General features: G+C 71.0%; 17 protein-coding genes and 1 pseudogene. 4 read left to right on the top strand and 14 right to left on the bottom strand.

Annotation, left to right across the window (positions count from 1 at the left end; all coding sequences use genetic code 11):
• Positions 1-16: 16 nt before the first annotated feature.
• Together ACWDA7_RS17795 and ACWDA7_RS17790 are read right to left on the bottom strand one after the other, a co-directional pair.
• Positions 17-1,327 (bottom strand): MFS transporter, encoded by a 1,311-nt coding sequence (locus ACWDA7_RS17795; protein ID WP_450605217.1) that lies wholly within the window; start codon positions 1,325-1,327, stop codon positions 17-19.
• The gene (locus ACWDA7_RS17790) at positions 1,324-2,007 is read right to left on the bottom strand and encodes a GntR family transcriptional regulator (protein ID WP_450605216.1); all 684 of its coding nucleotides are present in this window, start codon (positions 2,005-2,007) and stop codon (positions 1,324-1,326) included. Before ACWDA7_RS17790 ends, ACWDA7_RS17795 begins: the two co-directional genes overlap by 4 nt.
• Positions 2,008-2,211: 204 nt before the next feature.
• Here ACWDA7_RS17790 and ACWDA7_RS17785 point away from each other — a divergent pair, with 204 nt between their 5' ends.
• On the top strand, positions 2,212-3,114 hold the full coding sequence (locus tag ACWDA7_RS17785; RefSeq protein WP_450605215.1) for a D-alanyl-D-alanine carboxypeptidase family protein: 903 nt from the start codon (positions 2,212-2,214) through the stop codon (positions 3,112-3,114).
• Positions 3,115-3,183: 69 nt separating this feature from the next.
• Here ACWDA7_RS17785 and ACWDA7_RS17780 read toward each other — a convergent pair whose 3' ends face one another.
• Genes ACWDA7_RS17780 through pdhA (ACWDA7_RS17770) form a run of 3 tightly spaced genes read right to left on the bottom strand, consistent with a single transcriptional unit; the run spans position 3,184 to position 6,773 of the window.
• Positions 3,184-4,593, bottom strand: a complete 1,410-nt coding sequence (locus ACWDA7_RS17780) for a dihydrolipoamide acetyltransferase family protein (RefSeq protein WP_450605214.1) — start codon at positions 4,591-4,593, stop codon at positions 3,184-3,186.
• A 10-nt stretch (positions 4,594-4,603) separates the two neighbouring features.
• Positions 4,604-5,581 (bottom strand): alpha-ketoacid dehydrogenase subunit beta, encoded by a 978-nt coding sequence (locus ACWDA7_RS17775; RefSeq protein WP_359390294.1) that lies wholly within the window; start codon positions 5,579-5,581, stop codon positions 4,604-4,606.
• Position 5,582: 1 nt separating this feature from the next.
• A complete protein-coding gene (gene pdhA / locus ACWDA7_RS17770; RefSeq protein WP_360991156.1) occupies positions 5,583-6,773 on the bottom strand; it encodes a pyruvate dehydrogenase (acetyl-transferring) E1 component subunit alpha in 1,191 nt (396 codons plus the stop codon).
• Between the two features lie 486 nt (positions 6,774-7,259).
• On the opposite strand from pdhA (ACWDA7_RS17770), the pseudogene ACWDA7_RS17765 reads away from it, so the two are divergent.
• Positions 7,260-8,257: pseudogene (locus ACWDA7_RS17765) on the top strand (phosphotransferase enzyme family protein).
• A gap of 328 nt (positions 8,258-8,585) precedes the next feature.
• Here the strand turns inward: ACWDA7_RS17765 and ACWDA7_RS17760 are convergent.
• Positions 8,586-10,154: a protein kinase domain-containing protein gene (locus ACWDA7_RS17760; protein WP_450605213.1), complete on the bottom strand. Its 1,569-nt coding sequence runs from the start codon at positions 10,152-10,154 to the stop codon at positions 8,586-8,588.
• Positions 10,155-10,528: 374 nt separating this feature from the next.
• Between ACWDA7_RS17760 and ACWDA7_RS17755 the strand changes: the two genes are divergently transcribed.
• Complete coding sequence (locus ACWDA7_RS17755) at positions 10,529-12,163, top strand: protein kinase domain-containing protein (RefSeq protein WP_450605212.1); 1,635 nt, start codon at positions 10,529-10,531, stop codon at positions 12,161-12,163.
• A gap of 66 nt (positions 12,164-12,229) precedes the next feature.
• Here the strand turns inward: ACWDA7_RS17755 and ACWDA7_RS17750 are convergent, their stop codons facing one another.
• Positions 12,230-12,775: a bacterial proteasome activator family protein gene (locus ACWDA7_RS17750; RefSeq protein ID WP_359390306.1), complete on the bottom strand. Its 546-nt coding sequence runs from the start codon at positions 12,773-12,775 to the stop codon at positions 12,230-12,232.
• 1,449 nt (positions 12,776-14,224) lie between these two features.
• Between ACWDA7_RS17750 and ACWDA7_RS17745 the strand changes: the two genes are divergently transcribed.
• Entirely contained in the window at positions 14,225-14,680 is a 456-nt protein-coding gene (locus tag ACWDA7_RS17745; protein ID WP_450605211.1) for a hypothetical protein, read from the top strand.
• 13 nt (positions 14,681-14,693) lie between these two features.
• Here ACWDA7_RS17745 and ACWDA7_RS17740 read toward each other — a convergent pair whose 3' ends face one another.
• The 7 genes from ACWDA7_RS17740 to pdhA (ACWDA7_RS17710) all read right to left on the bottom strand — a co-directional run bounded on the left by ACWDA7_RS17740 (position 14,694) and on the right by pdhA (ACWDA7_RS17710) (position 23,732).
• A complete protein-coding gene (locus ACWDA7_RS17740) occupies positions 14,694-15,674 on the bottom strand; it encodes an NAD(P)H-quinone oxidoreductase (protein WP_450605210.1) in 981 nt (326 codons plus the stop codon).
• Positions 15,675-16,061: 387 nt separating this feature from the next.
• On the bottom strand, positions 16,062-17,282 hold the full coding sequence (locus tag ACWDA7_RS17735; protein WP_450605209.1) for an RNA-guided endonuclease InsQ/TnpB family protein: 1,221 nt from the start codon (positions 17,280-17,282) through the stop codon (positions 16,062-16,064).
• A gap of 283 nt (positions 17,283-17,565) precedes the next feature.
• Complete coding sequence (locus ACWDA7_RS17730; RefSeq protein ID WP_450605208.1) at positions 17,566-19,131, bottom strand: molybdopterin molybdotransferase MoeA; 1,566 nt, start codon at positions 19,129-19,131, stop codon at positions 17,566-17,568.
• A complete protein-coding gene (locus tag ACWDA7_RS17725) occupies positions 19,128-20,015 on the bottom strand; it encodes an NTP transferase domain-containing protein (protein ID WP_450605207.1) in 888 nt (295 codons plus the stop codon). The genes ACWDA7_RS17730 and ACWDA7_RS17725 overlap by 4 nt, the downstream gene beginning before the upstream one ends.
• Before the next feature lie 104 nt (positions 20,016-20,119).
• Positions 20,120-21,586 carry a dihydrolipoamide acetyltransferase family protein gene (locus ACWDA7_RS17720; protein WP_450605206.1) on the bottom strand — a complete coding sequence of 489 codons (1,467 nt, stop codon included), beginning with the start codon at positions 21,584-21,586 and terminating at the stop codon, positions 20,120-20,122.
• A complete protein-coding gene (locus ACWDA7_RS17715; protein WP_359390329.1) occupies positions 21,586-22,590 on the bottom strand; it encodes an alpha-ketoacid dehydrogenase subunit beta in 1,005 nt (334 codons plus the stop codon). The genes ACWDA7_RS17720 and ACWDA7_RS17715 overlap by 1 nt, the downstream gene beginning before the upstream one ends.
• Positions 22,587-23,732 (bottom strand): pyruvate dehydrogenase (acetyl-transferring) E1 component subunit alpha, encoded by a 1,146-nt coding sequence (gene pdhA, locus ACWDA7_RS17710; protein ID WP_450605205.1) that lies wholly within the window; start codon positions 23,730-23,732, stop codon positions 22,587-22,589. The genes ACWDA7_RS17715 and pdhA (ACWDA7_RS17710) overlap by 4 nt, the downstream gene beginning before the upstream one ends.
• Positions 23,733-23,749: the final 17 nt, after the last annotated feature.

The following is a 23,749-nucleotide window of genomic DNA, read 5'->3' as shown; positions in this document are numbered from 1 at the left end:
GACACGGCGCCGGCACCTACGCCGCCGGCACGTGCACCGTCTCCACCCGGCTCGCGACCAGCCGCTCCCGCTCCCTGCGCGCCGCCTGCTCGCGCAGGCGCAGGATCTGGCTCAGCCCCACCACCTGGAGTACGAACACCGCGCAGAACGCCACGGTGTAGTCGTCTCCCGTCGCGTCCAGGAGCACGCCGATCGCCAGCAGTGTCGTCATGGAAGCGACGAAACCGCCCATGTTGGTGATGCCCGAGGCGGTGCCCTGACGCTCGGGCGGGTTCGCCGGACGCGCGAAGTCGAAGCCGATCATCGAGGCCGGACCGCAGGCGCCGAGCACCGTGCACAGCACGATCAGCAGCCACATCGGCGCGTGCACGCCCGGGTAGACGAGCGTGGCCGCCCACACCACCGCCGTGGCCGTGACCGTGCCGAGCGCCAACGGCAGCCGCGCCGCGTGGTGGCGGGCGACGATCTGCCCGTACACCAGGCCGACGACCATGTTCGACAGCACCACGAGCGTGAGGAGCTCACCGGCCGTCGCCCGCGACAAGCCCTGGGCCTGCACCAGGAACGGAAGTCCCCACAGCAGCAGGAACACCATCGCCGGGAACTGTGTGGTGAAGTGCACCCACATGCCGAGCCGCGTCCCGGGCTCCTTCCAGGACGCCACGATCTGCCGCCGCACATAGGCCGCTCCGTGGTGCGGGAACGACTCGGGCTCGTGCCCCTCGGGGTGGTCCTTCAGGAAGAACAGGAGCAGGAGCAACACGACGACGCCGGCGAGCGAGCTGCCGCCGAACGCCGCGGTCCAGCCGACGCCGTGCAGCAGCCGGGCCAGCACGAGCGTCGAGATCAGGTTGCCGGCCATGCCCACCAGACCGGCGAGCTGGGCGACCAGCGGGCTACGCCGGGCCGGGAACCAGCGGGTGCCGAGCCGCAGCACGCTGATGAACGTCATCGCGTCACCGCAGCCGAGCAGCGCACGCGAGGCGAGCGCCGTGCCGTACGAGGAGGCGAAGGCGAACCCCAGCTGACCGGCTGTGAAAAGGACCACTCCGATGGCCAGCACCTTCTTGGTGCCGAGGCGGTCCACCAACAGGCCGACGGGTATCTGCATGCCCGCGTACACGAGGAGCTGGAGGATGGAGAAGGTGGACAGCGCCGACGCGCCGACGTGGAAGCGGTCCGCGGCGTCGAGTCCGGCGACACCCAGGGACGTTCGGAAGATGACGGCGACGAAGTAGACCGAGACGCCGACGGCCCACACGGCGACGGCGCGACGGCCGCCGGGCGGATCGCCGGGCAGGGATACGGAACGGGAGTCGGCACTCATCGCACCTCACCCCGTGCCAGGTGGGAGAACCAGCTGACGTGCCGGTGGACGATCTCGACCGCCGCCTCGGCGTCGCCGGACCGCAGGGCGTGCAGGATCTCCGCGTGTTCGGTGAGCGTCTTGGCGATCCGGTCAGGATGCGAGTGCATGACCGCGACACCCATCCGCAGTTGCCGGTCCCTGAGCTGGTCGTAGAGGCGGGAGAGGATCTCGTTGCCGCCACTGCGCACGATCTCGGCGTGGAAGGTGCGGTCGGTGACCGCAGCCCCGGCCAGATCCCCGGCCGCGGCCTGCTCCTTCTGCCGGGCGAGAAGCTCTTCGAGACGGGAGATCAAGGCGTGCGGGGCGGGCACCGCCTTGCGGGCCGCATACTCCTCCACGAGCTGACGCGTCTCGACCACGTCCGCGATCTCCTGGGCGGAGACGGGCAGGACGAGCGCTCCCTTCTTCGGGTAGAGCCGGATCAGCCCTTCGGCCTCCAGCCGCAGCAGCGCCTCGCGCACCGGCGTCCGGGAGACGCCGACCTCGTCGGCCAGCTCGCCCTCGGTGAGCAGCGTCCCGCCTTCATAACGGCGTCCGAGGACACCTTGCTTGACGTGGGCGTACACACGGTCGGCGGCAGGCGGTTGCTTGGCCGACGGCTTCTCGGGAGCGGGGGCGGGCGAGGGCAGTGAAGGCATGCGCACATCATAGATACAACGCGTACGCATGCCGATGAACGTCCACGATGCGGACCGCGCGGCCGCCTCAAAATTTCCCCTGACAACCGCACATCCATTTCTGCCACTCGCGAGTCTCAAGGGAGTGCGGCCTTGCCATCTGGCCGCACTCCAGGGGCATTTGGATGCTTTCAGGCGCATCAGAGACGCATCGGAGCGTTTAACTTGATTACCGGCATTAAGGGCGCGCGAGTTCGCAGGGCAGTCGCGGCAGTGGTCACCACCGGAGCCGTGCTCACCACCGGAGCCCTCACCGCGGCGCCCGCGCAGGCCCTCACAACGCCCTCGATCGTGGCCAAGGGCGGCTACGTGATGAACAACGCCAACGGCTCGACGCTGTACACGAAGGCCGCGGACACCAGGCGTTCCACCGGCTCCACCACGAAGATCATGACTGCGAAGGTCGTGCTCGCCCAGTCGAACCTCAACCTGGACGCGAAGGTCACGATCCAGAAGGCGTACAGCGACTACATCGTTGCCAACAACGCCTCGTCCGCACACCTGATCGTCGGCGACAAGGTCACCGTCCGCCAGTTGATGTACGCGCTGATGCTGCCGTCCGGCTGCGACGCCGCCTACGCGCTCGCGGACAAGTTCGGTTCCGGCACGACGCGTGCCGCCCGCGTGAAGTCGTTCATCGGCAAGATGAACAGCGCCGCCAAGAGCCTCGGGCTGACGAACACGCACTTCGACTCGTTCGACGGCATCGGCAACGGAAGCAACTACTCGACGCCGCGCGACCTGACGAAAATCGCGAGCAGCGCGATGAAGAACTCCACGTTCCGCACGATCGTGAAGACGAAGTCGTACACGGCGAAGACCATCACCAAGTCGGGCACCACCCGGACCATGGCGCCGTGGACCAACACCAACACGCTGCTCAGCAGCTACAGCGGCGCGATCGGTGTGAAGACCGGCTCCGGCCCCGAGGCCGGCGCCTGCCTCGTCTTCGCGGCCACCCGCAACGGGAAGACCGTCATCGGCACGGTTTTGGCCTCGTCCACGTACGCGCAGCGCGCCACGGACGCGACGAAGCTCCTGAACTACGGCTTCGCGAAGCTGGGCTGACGCCGACTCTCACGCAGAAGGGGGCCTGCCGCTGGTGCGGCAGGCCCCCTTCTGCAGCAGGTTTCGGCCCTAACCCCAGGTGATCAGCCGCTTCGGCTGCTCCAGGATGGCCGCCACATCCGCAAGGACCTTCGAGCCCAGCTCGCCGTCGACCAGACGGTGGTCGAAGCTGAGCGCCAGGGTGGTGACCTGGCGGGGCTTGACCTTGCCCTTGTGGACCCACGGCTGGAGCTTGATCGCGCCGACCGCGAGGATCGCCGACTCGCCAGGGTTGAGGATCGGCGTGCCCGTGTCGACGCCGAAGACGCCCACGTTCGTGATGGTGACCGTGCCGCCCTGCATCGCCGCCGGAGACGTCTTGCCCTCGCGCGCCGTGGCCACCAGTTCGCCGAGCGCCTCCGCCAGCTGCGGAAGCGTCTTGTCGTGCGCGTCCTTGATGTTCGGCACGATCAGACCGCGTGGAGTGGCCGCCGCGATGCCCAGGTTCACATAGTGCTTGCGCACGATCTCCTGGTTCGCCTCGTCCCAGGACGCGTTGATGTCCGGGTTCCGCTTGATCGCCACCAGCAGGGCCTTGGCGATGAGGAGCAGCGGGTTCACGCGCAGGCCCTGCAGCTCCCTGTCCTGCTTGAGCTCCTCGACCAGCTTCATCGTGCGGGTCACGTCGACGGTCACGAACTCCGTGACGTGCGGCGCGGTGAACGCCGAGCCGACCATCGCCTGCGCCGTGACCTTGCGGACGCCCTTGACGGGGATACGGGTCTCCCGCGCGGTGTCGTACGTCACCGCCGGCGCCTGGACGGCGGCAGGCGCCTGGGCGACGGGAGCCGCGGGAGCGGGGACCGGAGCAGCGGCGGCCGGTGCGGGCACCACCGCGGCGTGCACGTCCTCGCGGGTGATGATCCCGTCCGGACCCGAGGGCCGCACCCTCGCCAGGTCGACACCCAGGTCCTTGGCGAGCTTGCGCACCGGCGGCTTCGCGAGCGGACGGGGAGCTTGCGCGCCGTGTCCGTTCAGCTCGCCCTGGAGCGCCGTGGCCGCTTGGAGAGTCTCCTCGGCGGCCGTCGCGGTCGTCTTGCGGGGCCGGCGCCGGGTCGAGGACTCGGCGACGCCGTACCCGACGAGCACCGGCTGGCGGCCCTCCTGCTTGGGCTCCTCGGCCGCGGGCTGCGCGGCCACGGCCTCGGCGGACGCCGGGGCCTCCTCGGCCGGGGCCCCTCCGGTGGTGTCGACCGCGATGATGGCGGTGCCGACATCGACCGTGGTGCCCTCGGGGAAGCGGAGTTCCCGGACGACCCCGTCGTACGGGATCGGCAGTTCGACGGCCGCTTTCGCCGTCTCCACCTCGCAGACGACCTGTCCGTCGGTGACCGTGTCACCGGGCTGCACGTACCACTTGAGGATCTCGGCCTCGGTGAGTCCCTCGCCCACGTCGGGCATCTTGAACTCTCGCACGGACGCGTCAGTCATCGTCGTCACGACCTTCTCCTCAGTACGCCAGGGCGCGGTCGACGGCGTCGAGCACCCGGTCGAGGCCCGGCAGGTACTCCTCCTCCAGCCGCGCCGGCGGGTACGGGGCGTGGTAGCCGCCGACCCGCAGGACGGGCGCCTCGAGGTGGTAGAAGCACCGCTCCGTGATCCGGGCGGCGATCTCCCCGCCCGAGCCGAAGAACACCGGTGCCTCATGCACCACGACCAGGCGGCGGGTCTTCTCCACCGAAGCCTGGATGGAGTCGAAGTCGAGCGGGGAGACCGAACGCAGGTCCAGGACCTCGAGGGACTTGCCCTCCTCCTCGGCGGCGGCCGCCACCTCCTGGCAGACCTTGACCATCGGGCCGTAGGCGGCCAGCGTCAGATCCGTGCCCTCACGCACCACGCGGGCCTTGTGCAGGGGGCCGGGGATCGCCTCGGCGTTGACCTCGCCCTTGTCCCAGTAGCGCCGCTTCGGCTCGAAGAAGATCACCGGGTCGTCGCTCTGGATGGCCTGCTGCATCATCCAGTACGCGTCCGACGCGTTGGACGGAGAGACGATCTTCAGGCCGGCCACGTGCGCGAACAGCGCCTCGGGGGACTCGCTGTGGTGCTCGACCGCGCCGATGCCGCCGCCGTACGGAATGCGGACGACGACCGGCATCTTGACCTTGCCCAGCGAGCGGGCGTGCATCTTGGCCAGCTGGGTGACGATCTGGTCGTACGCCGGGAAGACGAAGCCGTCGAACTGGATCTCCACCACCGGCCGGTACCCGCGCAGCGCCAGGCCGATCGCGGTGCCGACGATGCCGGACTCGGCGAGCGGGGTGTCGATGACCCGCTCCTCGCCGAAGTCCTTCTGCAGTCCGTCGGTGACCCGGAAGACACCGCCGAGCTTGCCGACGTCCTCACCCATCACCAGGACCTTGGGGTCCGACTCCAGAGCCTTGCGCAGCGACTCGTTGATCGCCTTTGCGAGCGCCATCTTCTCGGCCATGTCACCGTCCCCCTTCTGCGTCCGCGAACGACGCCTGGTAGGCGGCGAACTGGGCTCGCTCCTCGTCGACGAGCGCGTGCCCGTCCGCGTACACGTTCTCGAAGATGGCGAAGTGGTCCGGGTCCGGCATGGCACGGACCGCTTCGCGTACTCGCCTTCCCAACGCCTCGCTCTCCGCCTCGAGTTCCGCGAAGAATCCCTCGTCCGCGTGGTTTGAGGCCAGGAGATACGTGCGCAGGCGGGCGATCGGGTCCTTCGCCTCCCAGGCGGCCCGCTCGTCGTCGTGGCGGTAGCGGGTCGGGTCGTCGGAGGTCGTGTGCGCACCCATGCGGTACGTGAACGCCTCGACCAGGGTCGGGCCCTCGCCGTTGCGTGCCCGCTCCAGCGCCCACTTGGTGACGGCCAGGCAGGCCAGTACGTCGTTGCCGTCAACCCGCACGCCCGGGAAGCCGTAGCCCTGCGCGCGCTGGTACAGCGGCACACGGGTCTGCTTCTCGGTGGGCTCGGAGATCGCCCACTGGTTGTTCTGGCAGAAGAACACGACCGGGGCGTTGTAGACCGCGGAGAAGGTGAAGGACTCGGCCACGTCGCCCTGGCTGGAGGCGCCGTCGCCGAAGTACGCGATCACCGCCGAGTCGGCGCCGTCCTTGGCGACGCCCATGGCGTAGCCGGTGGCGTGCAGCGTCTGCGAGCCGATGACGATCGTGTAGAGGTGGAAGTTGTTGCTGTTCGGGTCCCAGCCGCCGTTGTTCACACCGCGGAACATGCCGAGCAGGTTGGCGGGGTCGACCCCGCGGCACCAGGCGACGCCGTGCTCGCGGTAGGTCGGGAAGACGTAGTCGTCGTCGTTCAGCGCCCGGCCGGAGCCGATCTGAGCGGCCTCCTGGCCGAGCAGCGACGCCCACAGGCCCAGCTCGCCCTGTCGCTGCAGGGAGGTGGCCTCGGCGTCGAAGCGGCGGGTCAGCACCATGTCCCGGTACAGGCCGCGCAGCTGTTCGGGCGTGATGCCCTCGACGTACTGGTCGTACTCCGCGTTCTCGACCCGCGTGCCCTCAGGCGTCAGCAATTGGACGAGGTCCGGGTCAGTGCCCTGCTTGGGCGTGGTGCGGCTGGTGCGCTTGGTGCCGGTGGTGCCGGCCTTGCTTCCAGCGCTGCGTCGCGGCTTGCGCGCGGCAGTGCTCTCCACGGTCACGTGTGCTCCTCCGTCGGTCCGGCCCCCGGGTTCGCCGGGTGCCTGGGGGTCCCCTCGGCCCGCGTGGGGCCGCTGAGAGCGGCTCGCCTGCAGCGCACGGACGCACGGGGTGGGTGCGGCTCGTTCGAAACAGACGTGACAGGTGCCCCGGCGAGCGCCCTGCAAAGGGCACGTTACCCAGTGCTCCACATTTCTGTGAAACCCCTCCTGACCTGGGATTTTGCTTGGATATCCAAGTAAATCGAGTAAGTCGGGAACAGGCGCTGGTCACAGCCTTGCAGGGGGCCGGAACAACGGCACGTTATCCCGCTCACCTGGAGCACGGGAAGACGTGATTTCAGCGGCGCCCCTCGCGCGCCTCCCTGTCGGCGGACACCGATCCGCATTCCGCCCCGACGATCACGCGCCGACCCCCTTGTGACCGGATGCGACTGTCTGTGACAAGGCCCAGCTCATGGGTCCGGTTGGTGCCCTAACATCTGGCGCGTGCCGCGCTCATCTGTACCACCCCCGGTGTCGCATGCGCCCCCTCTGGGCGCCCTCCTCCGCCGGTACGCCGCCGGATCCGCGCTCACCTGCGACCCTGTCGACCAGGGACTGCTCGACCGCGGCTACCGGCTCCGCACGACGCGCGGCCGCTACTTTCTCAAGCACCACTTCGACCCCGAGACCGCCGACCCCGCTGCGATCGCGCGGCAGCACCGTGCCACCCAGCGTCTGGCGGACCTCGGCGTCCCCGTGGCACCGCCGCTGGCCGGACGCGACGGCCGTACGGTCGCTGTCGTCGGCGGCCACGCCTACGCCCTGCACCCGTGGGTCGAGGGGCGGCACCGGCACGGCGGACAGCTCACCACGGAGCAGTGCGGGCGCTCGGCGCGCTCCTCGGGACGGTGCACGCGAGCCTGGAGCGGGTGATGACCTCCGCGCCCGCCGCCCGCCCCACGAGCGCCGACCCCGCCGACACCTTCGAACTCATCGACGACCTGTTGCGCCGGGTACGCCGGCACCGGCCCCGGGACGCCTTCGACGAACTCGCCCTGCACCGCCTGACGGAGCGGCGGGCACTGCTGGAGCAGCACCTGGACCGGCGGCCGCCGAACGGCGGCTCGGTGGGGTGGGTGCACGGCGACTTCCACCCGTTCAATCTGCTCTACCGGGGAGATGTGCCCGCCGCGATCGTCGACTGGGACAGGCTCGGTGTGGAGCCGCCCGCCGAGGAGGTGGTACGGGCCGCGGCGATCTTCTTCCTGCGGCCCGTCGGCACGCTCGACTTGGCGAAGGTGCGGGCCTATGCGCGCGCGTACCGCGGGGGCGCGGACCGGCGAACTCGCCACCGCCGTGCACCGCGTGTGGTGGGAGCGGCTCAACGACTTCTGGATGCTGCGCTGGCACTACGAGCGCGACGACCGCCGCGCGGATTCGCAGTTCCCGGCCGCCTCGGCCCTGGCGGTGTGGTGGACGCACACATACGACACGGTGTGTGACGCGTTCACGCGCTGAGGGCGAGCACCGGGCCGTGATTCCTGCGGGGCGAGCAGGCGCGGTGCGAGTCCGGTCGGGTGCGGATACGGGCCCGGACACCGGCGGCGCCGAGGAATCTCCACGCGGCGGGGCGCATCCGTGAACGACGTCACGCGCGCGTGGAGGTCGTCGCACGTCCCCTGTTTCCAGGTCCAGTCGTGCTTCGGGCTCACGCGCGCGTGGAGGCCGTTATCTTCGGGCGCCGCCCACGCCGCCGTCGCTCGGTGGTCACCGCGCTCCCGCCGCGGGGTCCGGGTGGCCGACCGACCCGGCCGGGTCGGCGTTCGCAGGTCAGGGCCCCTGCGAACCGCCCGCGCTGTTTCCGCCGCCGTCCGTCGACGTCGGGTCCGAGGCGCCGCCGCCATCGGTGGGCGTGTCGGTCGGCGCGTCCGTGGGCGTCGTATCGGTGGGCTCGTCGGTGGGCTGGTCCGGAGTCGTCGACGGCTGGGCCGGCGGCTGCTGGCTGTACGTCGGCGACGGCGTGTACGAGGGCGTGTAGTCCGAGCCGCTGCCCGTGTTCGAGCTGTCGCTCGTGGACGTGTCGGTCGTCTCGTCCGACGGCGTCGGCGTGGACTTGTCGTCCTGGTGGGCCTTCGTCGGGGCGGGCGACTGCGTCGTGCCGGCCCCGCCGCCGCTTCCGGCCGCGTTGTTCAGCGCGAGCGCGACACCCGCCGCGATGGCGACGACCGCGAGCACCGCGAGGATCCACAGCTTGCCGCGGCCGCTGCCCTGGTTACCGTGGCCCTCGAAGCCGCCGTCGTCCCCTCCGCCGTAGCCCGCGGGCAGGATCGACTGCGGGATCTGCGTGGTGCCGGACTGGCCGGGATGAGGCATCACGGTCGTGCCCGCGAAACCCGCCGCCGGGGTGTGCCGGCCGTCGTGGGCGCCCACCGGGCCGGTGTTCCAGGTGCCGGTGTGGCCGCCCTGGTCGTACAGCATCTGCAGCGCGTACTGGACGAGTCCGCGCATCTCCTCGGCGGTCTGGAACCGGTCGTCCGGCTCCTTCGCGAGGGAGCGCATGACGAGCCCGTCCAGCTCCGGCGGAGCCGCCGCGCCCTCGGAGATCTGGGACGGCGGCACCGGCATGTCCTGGACGTGCTGGTAGACCACGGACAGCGGCGTCTCGCCGACGAACGGGGGTCGCAGCGCGAGCAGTTCGTACAGCAAGCAGCCCGTCGCATACAGGTCGGAGCGGTGGTCGACGGCCTTGCCCAGCGCCTGCTCGGGCGAGAGGTACTGCGGGGTGCCCATGACCATGCCGGTCTGCGTCATCGTCGTGGACGCCCCGTGCAGGGCCCGCGCGATGCCGAAGTCCATCACCTTCACCGCGCCGTTGTTGGTGATGATGACGTTCGCCGGCTTGATGTCGCGGTGCACGATGCCGTGCTGGTGCGAATAGGCGAGGGCCTCGAGGACGCCCGACACGATGATCAGGGCCTGTTCGGGGCCGGGGGCCTCCGCGTTGAGCAGCAGGTCGCGGATCGTGCGGCCCTCGACGATCTCCATCACGATGTACGGCACCGACTGGCCGCCCACCGAGTCCTCGCCCGAGTCGTACACGGCGACGATCGCATGGTGGTTGAGCCCGGCCACCGACTGGGCCTCGCGCGTGAAGCGGGCCTTGGAGACCGGGTCCTCCGCGAGGTCCGAGCGGAGCAGCTTGACCGCGACGGTCCTGCCAAGGCGCACGTCCTCGGCCGCGAACACCTCGGCCATGCCGCCCCGGCCGAGTCTGCGGGTCAGCCGGTACCGGCCGTCCCCGACAAGCCCGCCGTTGCCCCACGTCTCCGGCGCGTCCGACATCCCGCCGCCAGTCGCCTCGGGGTCGGACGGGCCCTGGGCGCGCTGCGTCTGTGCCATCAGTCCTCGCCGTCGTTTCTGCCCGCGGTCTGCGCGGTGGTTGTTACGGTCTCCGACGGGCCACGCTACAGGCTCCGTGCAAGTCACCGGTCCGAGATGGAACCGGGAAGGACCGGCCATCAAACCCTGCGGGGGGTCCCGCGTGCAAATCCCGTGTACCGCCCGTACGACCCCTGTAACGCTTGCGCGAGGCTACTTTCGCGTACGGTCACGGAACGGGCACCGAGCTTGACGTGTCACTGCCCTCGGGCAGACTTGGCCGGGAATAGAGCAGTCGATCACGGATCGATCGCGTCGATCGCCGAACACTCGAATATCGATCACGGTCGGGGCGCGACGAGCGATCGCCGCCGCGCCGATGGGGGACGCAGAAGATGAGCCAGGACGGCGCACAGGGCCGTTATGCGGGGCGATCGGTCGCCGGGGGCCGCTACCAGCTGCGCGACTTGCTCGGCGAAGGCGGAATGGCTTCCGTGCACCTCGCGTACGACACGGTGCTCGACCGCCAGGTCGCGATCAAGACACTTCACACCGAGCTCGGCCGCGAACAGGCCTTCCGCGAGCGCTTCCGGCGTGAGGCGCAGTCCGTGGCGAAGCTCACGCACACGAACATCGTCTCGGTCTTCGACACCGGCGAGGACCAGCTCGACGGGATGACCACCCCGTACATCGTCATGGAGTACATCGAGGGCAAGCCCCTCGGCTCGATCCTCGACGCGGACGTCCGGCAGTACGGCGCGATGCCCGCCGACAAGGCGCTGAAGATCACCGCGGATGTGCTGGCGGCCCTGGAGATCAGCCACGAGATGGGCCTGGTCCACCGGGACATCAAGCCGGGCAACGTGATGATGACGAAGCGGAACGTCGTCAAGGTGATGGACTTCGGTATCGCGCGCGCCATGCAGTCCGGCGTGACCTCCATGACGCAGACCGGCATGGTGGTCGGCACACCGCAGTACCTGTCGCCGGAGCAGGCCCTCGGCCGGGGCGTGGACGCGCGCAGCGATCTGTACTCGGTCGGCATCATGCTGTTCCAACTGGTCACCGGACGGCTGCCGTTCGAGGCGGACTCACCGCTGGCGATCGCGTACGCGCATGTGCAGGAGGAGCCGGTGGCTCCTTCCTCGATCAACCGCTCGCTGCCGCCCGCCGTGGACGCGCTGGTCGCTCGCGCGCTGAAGAAGAATCCCAACGAGCGCTTCCCCAGCGCCGAGGCGATGCGCGACGAGTGCCTGCGCGTGGCAGCGTCCCTCACGACGGCCCCGCCGAGCATCGTGCCGGGTGCGCGGACCTCGGACGGCGCCGGAGTCAGTTCCGCGGTGTTCCCGCCCATCGACCAGGCGAGGCCCGTGCCGCCGGGCGCCGTCCAGACGCCCTACCCCGGCCCCTACGGCGCGCCGGCCCACGCGCCCGCGCAGCCGCCCGCGTACGGCTACCCCCAGCAGGGCGGTTACCAGACGCCGCAGACCGCCGCGTACGCGCCGCAGCAGTCCTCCACCCCGCCGCCGTACACCATCAACCCGCGGTACCCGACGCCCGCCAACGGCGGCTCGGGCGGGCGGAAGGGCAACCGAGGCGTGGTCATCGGCTCGATCCTGGTCGCCCTGGTCGCGATAGGCGCTCTCGTCACGGCCCTGTCGCTGAATGCCGGCGGCGGCGACGACAACCCGGGCAGTGGCGACAGCAGCACCAGCGCGTCCTCGAGTGGGGTCGCGGGCCACAAGGGCCCCGACACGACGAAGACAATCGACACGACCAAGTGCACGGAGCCGGAGGAGTCGTACAACGACCCGAAGAAGATCCGGGTCCCGGACTTCTCCTACAAGTACATCATGTCGGTCAAATCGTGCTTCCAGGCCGCGGGTTGGCAGATGTCGATCAAGCATGTCGACGAGAACACCTACGGCGAGGGCACGGTGATGGATCAGTTCCCGTCCGCCGGCACGGACGTCGACCCCAAGAAGATGCCGGAGATCGAACTGAGCGTCTCCACGGGCAACCCGTCGTAAGCGGCTCCTGACACAACGCGAGGGCCCGGCACCGAGTGGTGCCCGGCCCTCGTACGTTCCCGGGTTCTACAGGTACGGTCCGCCGGCCCGGCCGCCCGTGCGACCGTCCTCCTCGCCGTCGGGGGAGCCGACGCCCGGCGGCAGGGCCCGGCGCATCTGCTCCAGCTGAGCCCGCGCCGCCATCTGCTGGGCGAACAGGGTGGTCTGGATGCCGTGGAACAGCCCCTCCAGCCAGCCCACCAGCTGTGCCTGCGCGATACGCAGTTCCGCGTCGCTCGGAATGACGTGGTCCGTGAAGGGCAGGGAGAGCCGCTCCAGTTCCTCGACGAGTTCGGGGGCGAGACCGTCCTCCAGCTCCTTCACCGAACTGGCGTGGATCTCCTTCAGGCGCTGTCGGCTCGCCTCGTCCAGAGGAGCCGCACGCACCTCCTCCAGCAGCTGCTTGATCATGCTTCCGATACGCATGACCTTCGCGGGCTGCTCCACCTGTTCGGTCACCGGGACCTCGCGGGAGTCATCGTCTCCGGTGCCGCCGAGTGCCATTCCGTCCTGGCCTACGACCAGGATCCTCTGGGCGTTCTCGGACGACCTTTCGTTCCTCGGCATCTCCATGCCGCCATTCTCTCGCACGGGTGCATCACACCAGTCATGTGCCCTCGGTGAGAGGTGATCCACCCTGCGACACACCCCTGTCCGGGCTCGGCAGGCGCTTTCGTCGACGACCCGGCGAGGCGCCGCGGCATGGCCTCGCAGCGGGCGAGGCAGCCTGGCCTCGCAGGGGGTCGAGCCGATGGAGCGCAGCCTCGGGTGTGTCGACGGCCACGGCCGGCTTGGCGGCCTGTTCATTACGCGGCGGACCGGGGCGTTCCACCGGACGGATGCAGCGGTCCTGCGGACGGAGGTACCCGTCGTGCAGTTCGCCACGGCCTGCTTCGGTGAGTCCGTACGCGTGCCCTCTCGCGCCCCACTCCTCCCGCTTGACCAGCCCTTCCGCCTCCAGCCGCACCAGGACCGCGCTCGTCTTCCCGGCGTCCGGCACCCACACCGCCCGGGTCCGCGCCTCCGGCTCCGTGCACAGCCGGGCACCGTCGCGTGAAATCGCGTTTCAGCAGCGTAGGCACGGCGTGGCGCATTGACATGCCGCTCTATGCGGTGGGCCGGGTGGGGAAATGACGGCCGGAGAGCGGGCCTCTCATCGGGCCCAGAGCCGAGATGCCGGATATGGGGGCCCGTGTGAGGCTGAAGCCGTTGATCTTGCCGCCCCGAGCACGGGAGGGGGTCACACGCGTGACTCCAAGGCTCTGTACGCCGACCACGTTCCGCACGCTTCGCGTGTCCGTTCTGCCGTCCGTCCTCACGACGACGGCCCTCTTGGGCATATCCCCCGCGTACGGCATGTCGCCCGAGTACGGGATCGGGTCCCGCTCCGGCCCCCGGTCCGCGTCGTCCGCCGCTCAGCCTACGCACGACACCCGCTATTCCGCTGTCGCCGCCTCATCGGCGTACGCGACCCGGTCCGCACACTCCGTGCGGCCCGCCACGGCGCCGCCCGCGACCCGCGTGCATGCCGCCGGGTACGGGGCATACGCCTCGTGCTTCCCCAGCGCCGTTGCGCACAGGCCGGAGGCCACGACCGGCTCCCTTTACGGCGGGGGACAGAAGGCGTCAGCCGTCGCCGCGCACTCAGCCCTCGCGGGACACAAGACGTCAGCCGCCACCGCTCACGCAACCGTCGCGGGACACAAGACGTCAGCCGCCACCGCTCACGCAACCGTCGTGGGAAACAAGGCGGCACTGGCCAACGCTCACGCAGCTCCCGAAAGGGGCAAGGCGGTACGCGCCACTGCTCATGCAGTCCACGCGGAGCACAAGGCGATACCCGCCACCCCACACTCAGCCCACGCGGAGCACAAGGCGATACCCGCCACCGCACACTCAGCCCCCACGGAGCACAAAGCGGCGGCCCCCGCTCCCCGTGCCGCTACTTCCCTCGCGCACAGGACTTCCACCTCAGCCACCGGCAGATCCCTCGCGGCCAAGGCCCCGGCGGCATCCATCCGCATGGCGGTCTTCGAGCTCAAGGCGTCCCGCACCCCCGCGGGCGCACCCGCCGCCAGGCGTTCGACGGCGCCGGCACTGGCGGCCTCCGCCCTGTCCTCGCCCGATCCCTCCCGTGCCGGAAGCCTGCCCGGAGTGGGACGGTTGCGGCCCGGGCGGACGGACTCCTCACCGGAGGACCAGGGGGACGAGCCGACGTACACGGATGAGGACCCCTCGGCACTGCAGGAGCCGACGGAGAACGACACCCAGTACCCCGACCTGGGGGACGAGGAGTCCATCGGTGCGGTCGACCCGCTGAAGTCCTCGCCCACCCCGTCGCAGGACTCCGCCGTCCTCGCCCGGGAGGCCGGGGGCTCGGAACCCGTGACGGAGATACTGCCCCTCGGCAGCGGTCTGGTCCTCGTCGGTGCCGGACTGGGACTCGCCCTCCTCGCCCTGCGTCTGCGCCGGGAGTGACCGCTGCGCCCGGCTACGGCACGACCAGCAGGACCTTCCCGATGTGCCCGCTCTCCTCCAGCAGGTGATGGGCCTCGGCGGCGTCGTTCATCGGAATCTCCCGGTCGACGACCGGACGGACGTGACCGGCGGCGATCAGCGGCCAGACGTGTTCGCGCACCGCCGCCACGATCGCCGCCTTCTCACCGAGCGGACGCGCCCGCAGCGAGGTCGCCGTGATCGCGGCCTGCTTCCTCAGCAATGTGTTGATGTTCAGCTCGCCCGTCACCCCGCCCTGCAGGCCGATGATCGCGAGCCGCCCGTTCACCGCGAGTGCCTGGACATTGCGGTCCAGGTACATCGCACCCATGTTGTCGAGGATGACGTCCGCGCCCTCTCCGGCCGTGGCCTCCCGGATCTCCTCCACGAAGTCCTGCTCGCGGTAGTTGATCAGTACGTCCGCTCCCAGATCCGCGCAGCGCTCCAGCTTCTCCTTGCTGCCCGCGGTGACCGCGACCTTGGCGCCCACAGCCTTGGCGAGCTGGATCGCCATGGTGCCGATGCCGCTGGATCCGCCGTGCACGAGCAGCGTCTCGCCGGGGCGCAGATGGGCAACCATGAAGACGTTCGACCAGACCGTGCAGGTCACCTCCGGCAGCGCGGCGGCATGCCGCAGTTCGAGGCCCTCCGGCACGGGCAGCAGCTGCCCCGCGGGGACGACGACCTTCTCGGCGTAGCCGCCGCCCGCGAGCAGTGCACAGACCTCGTCGCCGACGGCCCACCCCGAGACACCCGGGCCCAGCGCGGCGATGCGCCCCGAGCATTCGAGTCCGGGATAGAGGGAGGCACCGGCCGGTGGGTTGTAGAAGCCCTGCCGCTGAAGGACGTCGGCGCGGTTGACGCCGGCGGCCACGACATCGACCAGCACTTCGCCCTCGCCGGGTACGGGATCGGGGACCTCGGTCCACACCAGCGCCTCGGGTCCACCAGGTTCAGGAATCGTGATCGCGTACATGAGGGGGACGCTACTCCTCAGGGTCAGCCCATCGAGAGCCGACGGCACGGCGCCTTACGCCAAGGGGGAAGACCGCCAGGTGCGCCCGCTCCGGGACTTCCACCCGATGGGTGACGGGGCGGGCACCCGGACAGCAAGTGACTGCCGGGGTGACCACACAGTCAGCAAGTGCCCGCCGGGGTGACCACACCACAGTCAGCAAGTGCCCGCCGTGGTGAGTGCACAGTCAGCACGTGGCCACCAGGGTGTCAGCCCGGTCGGCAGGCGACCGCCGGGTGTGCCCACGGTCAGCAGCTGCCCGCCTCAGGATCGGACGTTTCACTTGAAGGCTCCCCTCCCTGAGGGAGGGGATTCTCCACCCTCCAGGGCTGAGCGGGGATTTACGGCTCAGGCAGCCTCTCGGTCCAGCGGACCAGGAGGTCTTACGCCCTCAGCACCGTCCGGGTTCCAACCTGCCCGGACCAGCATCACGCGGGCGGAGTTCTTGTCCCTGGGGGACACGGATCCGCACACGGTGCAGGCATACGTTCTCATCGAGAGAGGGAGTGCGTGCTTGGTTCTCGCTCCGCACGTTGCGCAGTCCATCGTGGTGTGCGCCGGGTGCACCAGACGGACCTCTCGCGCATGCTTGCGGCCCATCTCGACCAGGGCACGCTTGGTCGCGGCGATGGCGGCATCGGCCGCCTTGCGGGCCATCGTGGTCTTCGCGAGGAACCTCGGCCGGAAGTCCTCCACCGCAACCCCGTCATGACCGCGCATCACACCCTTGGCCCACTTGCGACCGGTGTCCTCCCGCTGCCTCGCGATCTTCTTGTGCAGCTTCGCCGCCTGGGCCTGCGCCTTCCGGTAGCCGGCGGATGCGGGCTGCCCCTTCGGCCGGCGCCGCCGGGCCATCATCCGCTGGTACCTCGCGAGCCGCTGCGCGGCCCGCTTGCCGTACTCGCCATGCGGGAGGTCGTAGGCGTCGTCCGTGGTGGTGGCGGTCTCCTTCACACCCCAGTCCACGCCCAGGACGCGGCCGGTCTCAAAGAGCGGCTCAACCTGAGCCGGGACGACGAAGGACGCGTACCAGTGGCCGAGGCCGTCCTGGTACACGCGCACACTGGACGGGTCGGCCGGCAGCTCCCGCGACCACACCACGCTCACCACGATCCCGCCCGCCAGGTGCAGACGACCGTCATCAACCCGGAAGCCGCGCCGGGTGTAGTTCAGGCTCGGCCGCGCCTCCCGCTTCTTCTTCCACCGGGGCATCCCCGCCCGACGGTGCGCCGCAACCCGGTCCCTGAGGTCCTTCAGGGCCTTCGCGCGAGCCTTGGCGAAGTCGCGTATCACCTGCTGCTGAGGCACGCTCGCGCCCTCAGCCAGCCACGGCATCCCCCTGCGGGCCTCGGTCAGCATCTTGTCGAGCTGCGCCGGACCACACGTCAGCTTCTCCCCGCCCGCTTTGCCCCGCACGTGGACCTGCTTGGACTTGGCCACACATTCGTTCCAGACCCACCGGCACCGATCCCACTCGGCTTCCAGCCGGCGCCGGGCCGTGTTCGACAGGCGCACACGGAAGGTGTACCGGGCATGCCCGGCGTCCTTCGCGGTCGCTTCTGCCGTCATGCATCCGAACCTACCCGGGAGGACTGACAGTCGAGAGTTCTCGATCATCGTGGGCGACATCACCGCCGCGCGGGGTCGACACCGGATCGCCCTGACGGCGATCCGGCTATCCCTGCCCTGCTCCGCAGGAGTCCGATTCCTCCCCGGCCCGAAGGCCGGGGCATCCTCGGAGGAACCCGGTGAAACACACCCTCTAGTGACTCACCCTGCCAAGTCACCCGCCAGAGTCACGCTCTCCAGGCTACGCTCCGGACGACACGTTCCCGAAGTCACGGTGCGGAATTCACCCCGCCAAGGCCCAGGGGAGGTCGAGGAGTTCCAGTTCCTCACCGTGCCTCGCGCCACCCGGCGGTACGACCGCGAGGGCGTCCGCGGCGGCGATGCCGCGCAGCATCGCCGGGCCGTTGTAATGCAGCGGCACCGCATGGTCGGCCCGGACGGAGACAGGGACGAGCCGGGTGTCGTACGGGTGGCCGTGGACGGAGTCCTTCAGAGGCAGCGTGTACAACTCCGGTGCCAGGCGCCCCCCAAGGCCGCGCAGCAGCGGCTCGGCGAGCGTGAGCAGACCGGAGACGGCCGCGAGAGGGTTGCCGGGCAGCCCCACGAGGTGCTGGTCCTCCCGCAGGCGGGCCAGGAGCATGGGGTGGCCGGGGCGCACCTTCACCCCGTCGACGAGGAGCTCGGCTCCGAGGCGGCGCAGAGTGGGGTGGACGTGGTCGACAGGTCCCGCGGCCGTGCCGCCGGTCGTCACGATCAGGTCGGCGGTCGAGGAAGTGATCGCCTGCTGCAGGGCCTCGGCGGAATCCCCCAGCCTCCGGACGGCCGGCACCTCGGCACCGAGGGCCCGCAGCCACGGCGGCACCATCGGACCGAGCGCGTCCCGGATCAGGCCGTCCTTGGGCAGGCCCGCGGTGAGCAACTCGTCTCCCAGAATCAGGACTTCGGCGCGCGGCCGGGGCAGCGCGGACAGGGCGTCGTACCCGGCGCCCGCGGCGAGTCCGAGCACGGCCGGGGTGACCTGGGTGCCGCGGGGAAGCAACTGGTCCCCGCTGTGGCACTCCTGGCCGCGCGGCCGGATGTCCTGCCCGTGCGCGACCGTGGGGGTCCCCCCTGCCGGTGCGGAACCGAGATCTTGGGGGAGGGCCGCGTGCAAGCGTCCGTTGCCGTCCATACGGCCGTGTTCGCTGCGCAGCACGGCGGTGGTGTCCGGCGGGACGCGGGCACCGGTGGCGATCCGCACGGCCTCGCCGTCACCCAGAGGCGCGGGCTCGGCGTGCCCGGCGAGGACTCCGTTCCCCTCCCGTACGGCCCAGGGACCGGGGCCCGCGACCGCCCAGCCGTCCATGGCCGAGGTGTCGAAGGAGGGCAGATCGGTGAGGGCGGTGAGGGGCGCGGCGAGCACGAGACCGAGGGCGGCGTCGAGGGGCACATGGACGGGCACCCGGCGCGGCACGGATCGGGCTGCGCGCTCGGCGACCGCACGGGCCTCGGGCCAGGGCGTGGCCTGATGGCGGTCCGGATGCTTCGACGTCACACGGGACCCGGCACCGTCGGCACGGTCCGGGCCGGAGCCTTCGCTGTCGGCGTCCCCCGCGGTGCTGGGCGCGTGCCCGGGCGTATGGGCGCCGCGTTCCGGGGACGGCGAGGTGGGCCCGGGCGTGTGCGCATTCGGGTCCCGGACGAGGGCGAGGGCCTCTTCGAGATCCAGGTCGTGTTGCTCCGCGGGGGAACCGGCGGAGCGGGCCGGCTGCGGACGGCTCCTGCCCCTGCTGTCGTTGGCCACGGCCAGCGCCTCCTCCACGTCGTGTTCCTCGGTGTCCAGGTGTCCCTGGGCGCCGCGCTGGGTCATCCGGCGTCCGGCGCGGGCTCGGCGGGGTCCTCGTCCGCCCAGCGCAGGGCCAGCGCGGCTGTCTTGCGGGCGGCCTCGGCGACCGCCTCCGGCCCGCCGTTCGCCTGTGCGGCCGCATAGCCGACGAGGAACGTCGTCAGCGGGGCCGCGGGACGTGCGACGCCGTGCGCGGCATCACGAGCGAGGTCGAGAAGGACGCCGGTGTCGACGTCGAGGTCGATGCCCAGTTCGTTCTTGACTGCGGAGATCCATTCATCCAGCACGTGCTCATGCTCCCTGATGCGTGTGCGGGCGGCGGTGATGTCGTCCCAGGTGTCGCAGTCGAAGGACGCGACGGGGTCGGAGATACGGGTGAGACTGAGCCGGGCGGTCAGGCGCCGCAGCGGAAGGCCGGAGAGACCGGCGTGCTCGGAGGCCAGCCCCGCCAGCTCGCGGCGCAACGCAGCGCTCCGGTAGGCAGCGACGAGGGGCTGGTCCCGGCCCTCGGTGTCGGTGAGCACGGCCCCATCGGCGCCGTCGGCCGCCACGCCTGCCAGCAGCCGCCGTACGGTCTCCAGCTCCAGGAACGGCAGGTCGGCGGAGAGCACGACGACATGTCCGGCGGTGGTCCGTGCCAGGCCCGTGTCGAGCGCGGCGACCGGTCCGGCGCCCGGCGGCTCCTCGCGGGCCCAGACCACGGGGCGCGCGGTGGGCCTGGGGTCGGCGACGACCACCGTGGTGGCCGCGCCCGAACAGGCTGCCAGCACGCGATCGAGCAGCGCCCGTCCGCCGACGCGCACCGCGGGTTTGTCCGCCCCGCCGAGCCGCCGGGCGGAGCCGCCGGCGAGCACGACGGCGTCGTACACGTCGGCGCCCCAGTCACCGGGGTCCTCGTACGCGGTCATGCCCCCGAGTATGGGCGCCGGATGGATCATTGCCACCCCCGCGCACAGCAGCTGTGCGCGGGAGCTTGCTCACAGTGTCGAGGGATGTCCGTGGCGCAGCCGGCTCAGAGCGTGCGCAGCAGCACCCCCGGCTGTTCCACGCAGTCCGCCACGTACCGCAGGAAGCCGCCCGCCGTACCGCCGTCGCACACCCGGTGGTCGAAGGTGAGGGAGAGCTGCACGACCTGCCGCACGGCCAGTTCGCTCTCGTGCACCCAGGGCTTGGGGACGATACGGCCGATGCCGAGCATGGCCGCCTCGGGGTGGTTGATGATCGGCGTGGAGCCGTCGACGCCGAACACCCCGTAGTTGTTCAAGGTGAAGGTGCCGCCGGTGAGCTCACCGGGGGTGAGGGTCCCGGTGCGCGCGGCCTCGGTCAGGCGGGCGAACTCCGCGGTCAGCGACTCGGCGTCCCGTACGTGCGCGTCGCGTACGACAGGCACGACGAGTCCTCGTTCGGTCTGCGCGGCGAACCCGAGGTGGACCTGGTCGAGCCGGACGATCTCTCGGGCCTCCGTGTCGACCGTGGAGTTGAGCTCGGGGAACCGGGCGAGGGCCGCGGTGCAGATCCGGGCGAGCAGCGCGAGCAGGGAGATCTTCGGGCCGCCGGCCGTGTTCATGGCTGCCCGGGTGCGCATGAGTTCCGTGGCGTCCGCGTCGACCCAGCAGGTGGCGTCCGGGATCTCGCGCCGGCTGCGGGAGAGCTTGTCGGCGACGGCGCCGCGGACACCCTTGAGGGGGACGCGGGTGCCGGCGGTGAGGGGTCCGGGTGCGCGTGTGCCCGGTCCGGGTGTGTACGGCGCCGCTTCGGGGACTGGTGCCCCGGACGAGGGGAACGTACGGGACGGGACCGGGGCGAAGGTGGACGCGGCGGCCATGGCCGCCGAGGACCCGGTTCGGGCCACCGCGGCCCGCAGTGCGTCCTCCACATCGGCCCTCAGGATCAGCCCGTCCGGCCCCGAACCGTCCAACTGCCTCAGGTCCACGCCGTGCTCGCGGGCAAGCCTGCGCACAAGCGGGGAGATCACCGGAACGGGGCCGTCGGGGCGCTCCGGGACGGCAGCGCGGGACCTCTCGTCGGCGACAGCGGACGCCGGGGCGCCGACAGCGGCGAAGTCCGTCTCGGCTGTTGCCCGGCCGGAGCCGGGACGCGCCGTCCGGGTCACTCCGTCCGTGAGCCGCGAGCCGGGCTGCGGCGCGCGCACCCTGCGGCGGCGTGCGGGCGCCGCCGAGGTGCCGTACCCGACCAGGACGTTCCCGGACGACTCCTCGGCCTCGTCCGCGGCAGCGCCGACGGCGACCGTCAACAGCGGAGCGCCCACGGGCAGTTCCGCGCCCTCCTCACCGAAGCGGGCCGTGACCACACCTCCGTAGGGGCAGGGCACCTCCACCATCGCCTTGGCCGTCTCCACCTCGACGACCGGCTGGTCGACCGCGACGACATCGCCGACCTGGACCAGCCAGCGGACGATCTCCGCCTCGGTGAGCCCCTCCCCGAGGTCGGGCAGCCTGAACTCCAGCACCTGGGCCATCAGCTCTCCGCCTCCCACTGCAGACGCCCGACGGCGTCCAGGATCCGGTCCACGCCCGGCAGATGGTGCCGCTCCAGCATCGGCGGCGGATAGGGGATGTCGAACCCGGCCACGCGCAGCACCGGGGCTTCCAGATAGTGGAAGCAGCGTTCGCCGATCCGCGCGGCGATCTCGCCGCCCGGCCCGCCGAAGCCGGTCGACTCGTGCACCACCACGGCCCGGCCCGTGCGGCGCACGGACGCCGTCACCGTCTCGTCGTCGAAGGGCACCAGGGAGCGCAGATCGACGACTTCGAGGTCCCAGCCCTCGGCCCGTGCGGCCTCGGCGGCCTCCAGGCAGACCGGTACCGAGGGGCCGTAGGTGATGAGCGAGGCGCTCCGGCCAGGGCGTCGCACCACGGCCCGGCCTATGGGCTCGACCGTCTCGGGCTCCTCGGGGTTCCAGGAGTCCTTTGACCAGTACAGGCGCTTGGGCTCGAGGAAGACGACCGGGTCGTCGGAGGCGATCGCGGCGCGCAGCAGCCCGTACGCGTCGGCGACCGTCGCGGGCGTGACGACATGGAGCCCCGGCGTCGCCATGTAGTACGCCTCGGAGGAGTCGCTGTGGTGCTCGACGCCGCCGATGCCTCCTCCGTAGGGGACACGGATGGTGATCGGCATCGGCATGGCGCCGCGGGTGCGGTTGCGCATGCGTGCGACATGGCTGACCAACTGCTCGAACGCGGGGTAGGCGAACGCGTCGAACTGCATCTCCACGACCGGCCTAAGGCCGTACATGGCCATGCCGACGGCCGTGCCGAGGATGCCCGCCTCGGCGAGCGGCGTGTCCATGCAGCGGTCGTCGCCGAACTCCTTGGCGAGCCCGTCGGTGACACGGAAGACACCGCCGAGTGTGCCCACGTCCTCGCCCATGACGTGCACGGACGGGTCGGCGGCCATGGCGTCGCGCAGCGCGCGGGTGAGGGCCTGCGCCATGGTGGCCGGCTTGAGGGCAACGGTCGTCATCGCCCGGCTCCTTCCGGTCCGGCGGCCTCGGCGTCCAGCTCCGCCTGCAACTGGGTGTCCTGCTCGACGAGCTGGGTGGTGGGTCGTTCGTAGACGTGGGCAAAGAGGTCCATCGGGTCGAGCGCCGGGTCCTCGTTCATACGGGCCCGCAGGTCCGCCGCCATCGCCTCGGCGTCCTCACGCGCAGCCTTTATCCCGTTCTCGTCGAGGAGTCCGCGCTCGGTCAACTCGCGCTCGAGCAGCAGGATCGGGTCGTGGTCGCGCCAGGCCTCGACCTCGGCGTCGCCGCGGTAGCGGGTCGCGTCGTCGGCATTCGTGTGGGCGTCGATGCGGTAGGTCACCGCCTCGATGAGCGTGGGGCCGCCGCCCTGGCGCGCGTGCCGTACGGCGTCGGCGAGCACCTCGTGCACGGCGGCCGCGTCGTTTCCGTCGACGAGACGGCCTGGCATTCCGTATCCCACGGCCTTGTGGGCCAGGGAGGGTGCCGCCGTCTGCTTGGCGAGCGGCACGGAGATCGCGAAGCCGTTGTTCTGGACGAGGAAGACGACCGGTGCCTGCCAGACGGCGGCGAAGTTCATCGCCTCGTGGAAGTCGCCCTCACTGGTGCCGCCGTCGCCGACCAGGGCGAGCGCGACCACGTCGTCGCCTTTCAGCCGGGCGGCGTGCGCAAGACCCACGGCATGCGGCAGCTGGGTGGCCAGCGGGGTGGACAGGGGGGCCACACGGTGCGCGTACGGGTCGTAACCGGTGTGCCAGTCGCCCCGCAGCAGGGTCAGCGCCTCGACGGGGTCGACGCCGCGGGCGACGGTCGCGAGGGTGTCGCGGTAGCTGGGGAAGAGCCAGTCGCGCTCCTCGAGCACGAGCGCGGCGGCGACCTGGCAGGCCTCCTGCCCGGTGCTGGAGGGGTAGACGGCCAGGCGGCCCTGCTTGGTGAGCGCTGTCGCCTGCGTGTTGTACCGGCGGCCGCGCACGACCTGCGCGTACAGCAGGCGCAACAGCTCCGGGTCGGCCTTGGCGGCGGCCTCGGTGCCGAGGACGCGGTACGGCAGTGCGTCGGGCAGCAGCGGAGCGGGGTCGGTACGGGGCTGCCAGGCGGGCGGCGGTGTGGGCCGGTAGGCGCCCCGCTGCTCCATGACCGTCATGACGGCACCTCCTCGTG

The sequence above is a fragment of the Streptomyces sp. NPDC001156 genome, assembly GCF_053598275.1.
Note: the sequence above shows the minus strand (reverse complement) of the source record. Positions and strands in the feature narration are given on the sequence as shown.

What these genes read in the sequence shown, in the direction of transcription:
- ACWDA7_RS17795 (WP_450605217.1), bottom strand. Translation starts at nt 1,327, where the DNA reads ATGAGTGCCGACTCCCGTTCCGTATCCCTGCCCGGCGATCCGCCCGGC.
- ACWDA7_RS17790 (WP_450605216.1), bottom strand. Translation starts at nt 2,007, where the DNA reads ATGCCTTCACTGCCCTCGCCCGCCCCCGCTCCCGAGAAGCCGTCGGCC.
- ACWDA7_RS17775 (WP_359390294.1), bottom strand. Translation starts at nt 5,581, where the DNA reads ATGGCCGAGAAGATGGCGCTCGCAAAGGCGATCAACGAGTCGCTGCGC.
- ACWDA7_RS17760 (WP_450605213.1), bottom strand. Translation starts at nt 10,154, where the DNA reads ATGGCACAGACGCAGCGCGCCCAGGGCCCGTCCGACCCCGAGGCGACT.
- ACWDA7_RS17755 (WP_450605212.1), top strand. Translation starts at nt 10,529, where the DNA reads ATGAGCCAGGACGGCGCACAGGGCCGTTATGCGGGGCGATCGGTCGCC.
- ACWDA7_RS17750 (WP_359390306.1), bottom strand. Translation starts at nt 12,775, where the DNA reads ATGGAGATGCCGAGGAACGAAAGGTCGTCCGAGAACGCCCAGAGGATC.
- ACWDA7_RS17745 (WP_450605211.1), top strand. Translation starts at nt 14,225, where the DNA reads ATGGCGGTCTTCGAGCTCAAGGCGTCCCGCACCCCCGCGGGCGCACCC.
- ACWDA7_RS17740 (WP_450605210.1), bottom strand. Translation starts at nt 15,674, where the DNA reads ATGTACGCGATCACGATTCCTGAACCTGGTGGACCCGAGGCGCTGGTG.
- ACWDA7_RS17735 (WP_450605209.1), bottom strand. Translation starts at nt 17,282, where the DNA reads ATGACGGCAGAAGCGACCGCGAAGGACGCCGGGCATGCCCGGTACACC.
- ACWDA7_RS17730 (WP_450605208.1), bottom strand. Translation starts at nt 19,131, where the DNA reads ATGACCCAGCGCGGCGCCCAGGGACACCTGGACACCGAGGAACACGAC.
- ACWDA7_RS17725 (WP_450605207.1), bottom strand. Translation starts at nt 20,015, where the DNA reads ATGACCGCGTACGAGGACCCCGGTGACTGGGGCGCCGACGTGTACGAC.
- ACWDA7_RS17720 (WP_450605206.1), bottom strand. Translation starts at nt 21,586, where the DNA reads ATGGCCCAGGTGCTGGAGTTCAGGCTGCCCGACCTCGGGGAGGGGCTC.
- ACWDA7_RS17715 (WP_359390329.1), bottom strand. Translation starts at nt 22,590, where the DNA reads ATGACGACCGTTGCCCTCAAGCCGGCCACCATGGCGCAGGCCCTCACC.
- pdhA (WP_450605205.1), bottom strand. Translation starts at nt 23,732, where the DNA reads ATGACGGTCATGGAGCAGCGGGGCGCCTACCGGCCCACACCGCCGCCC.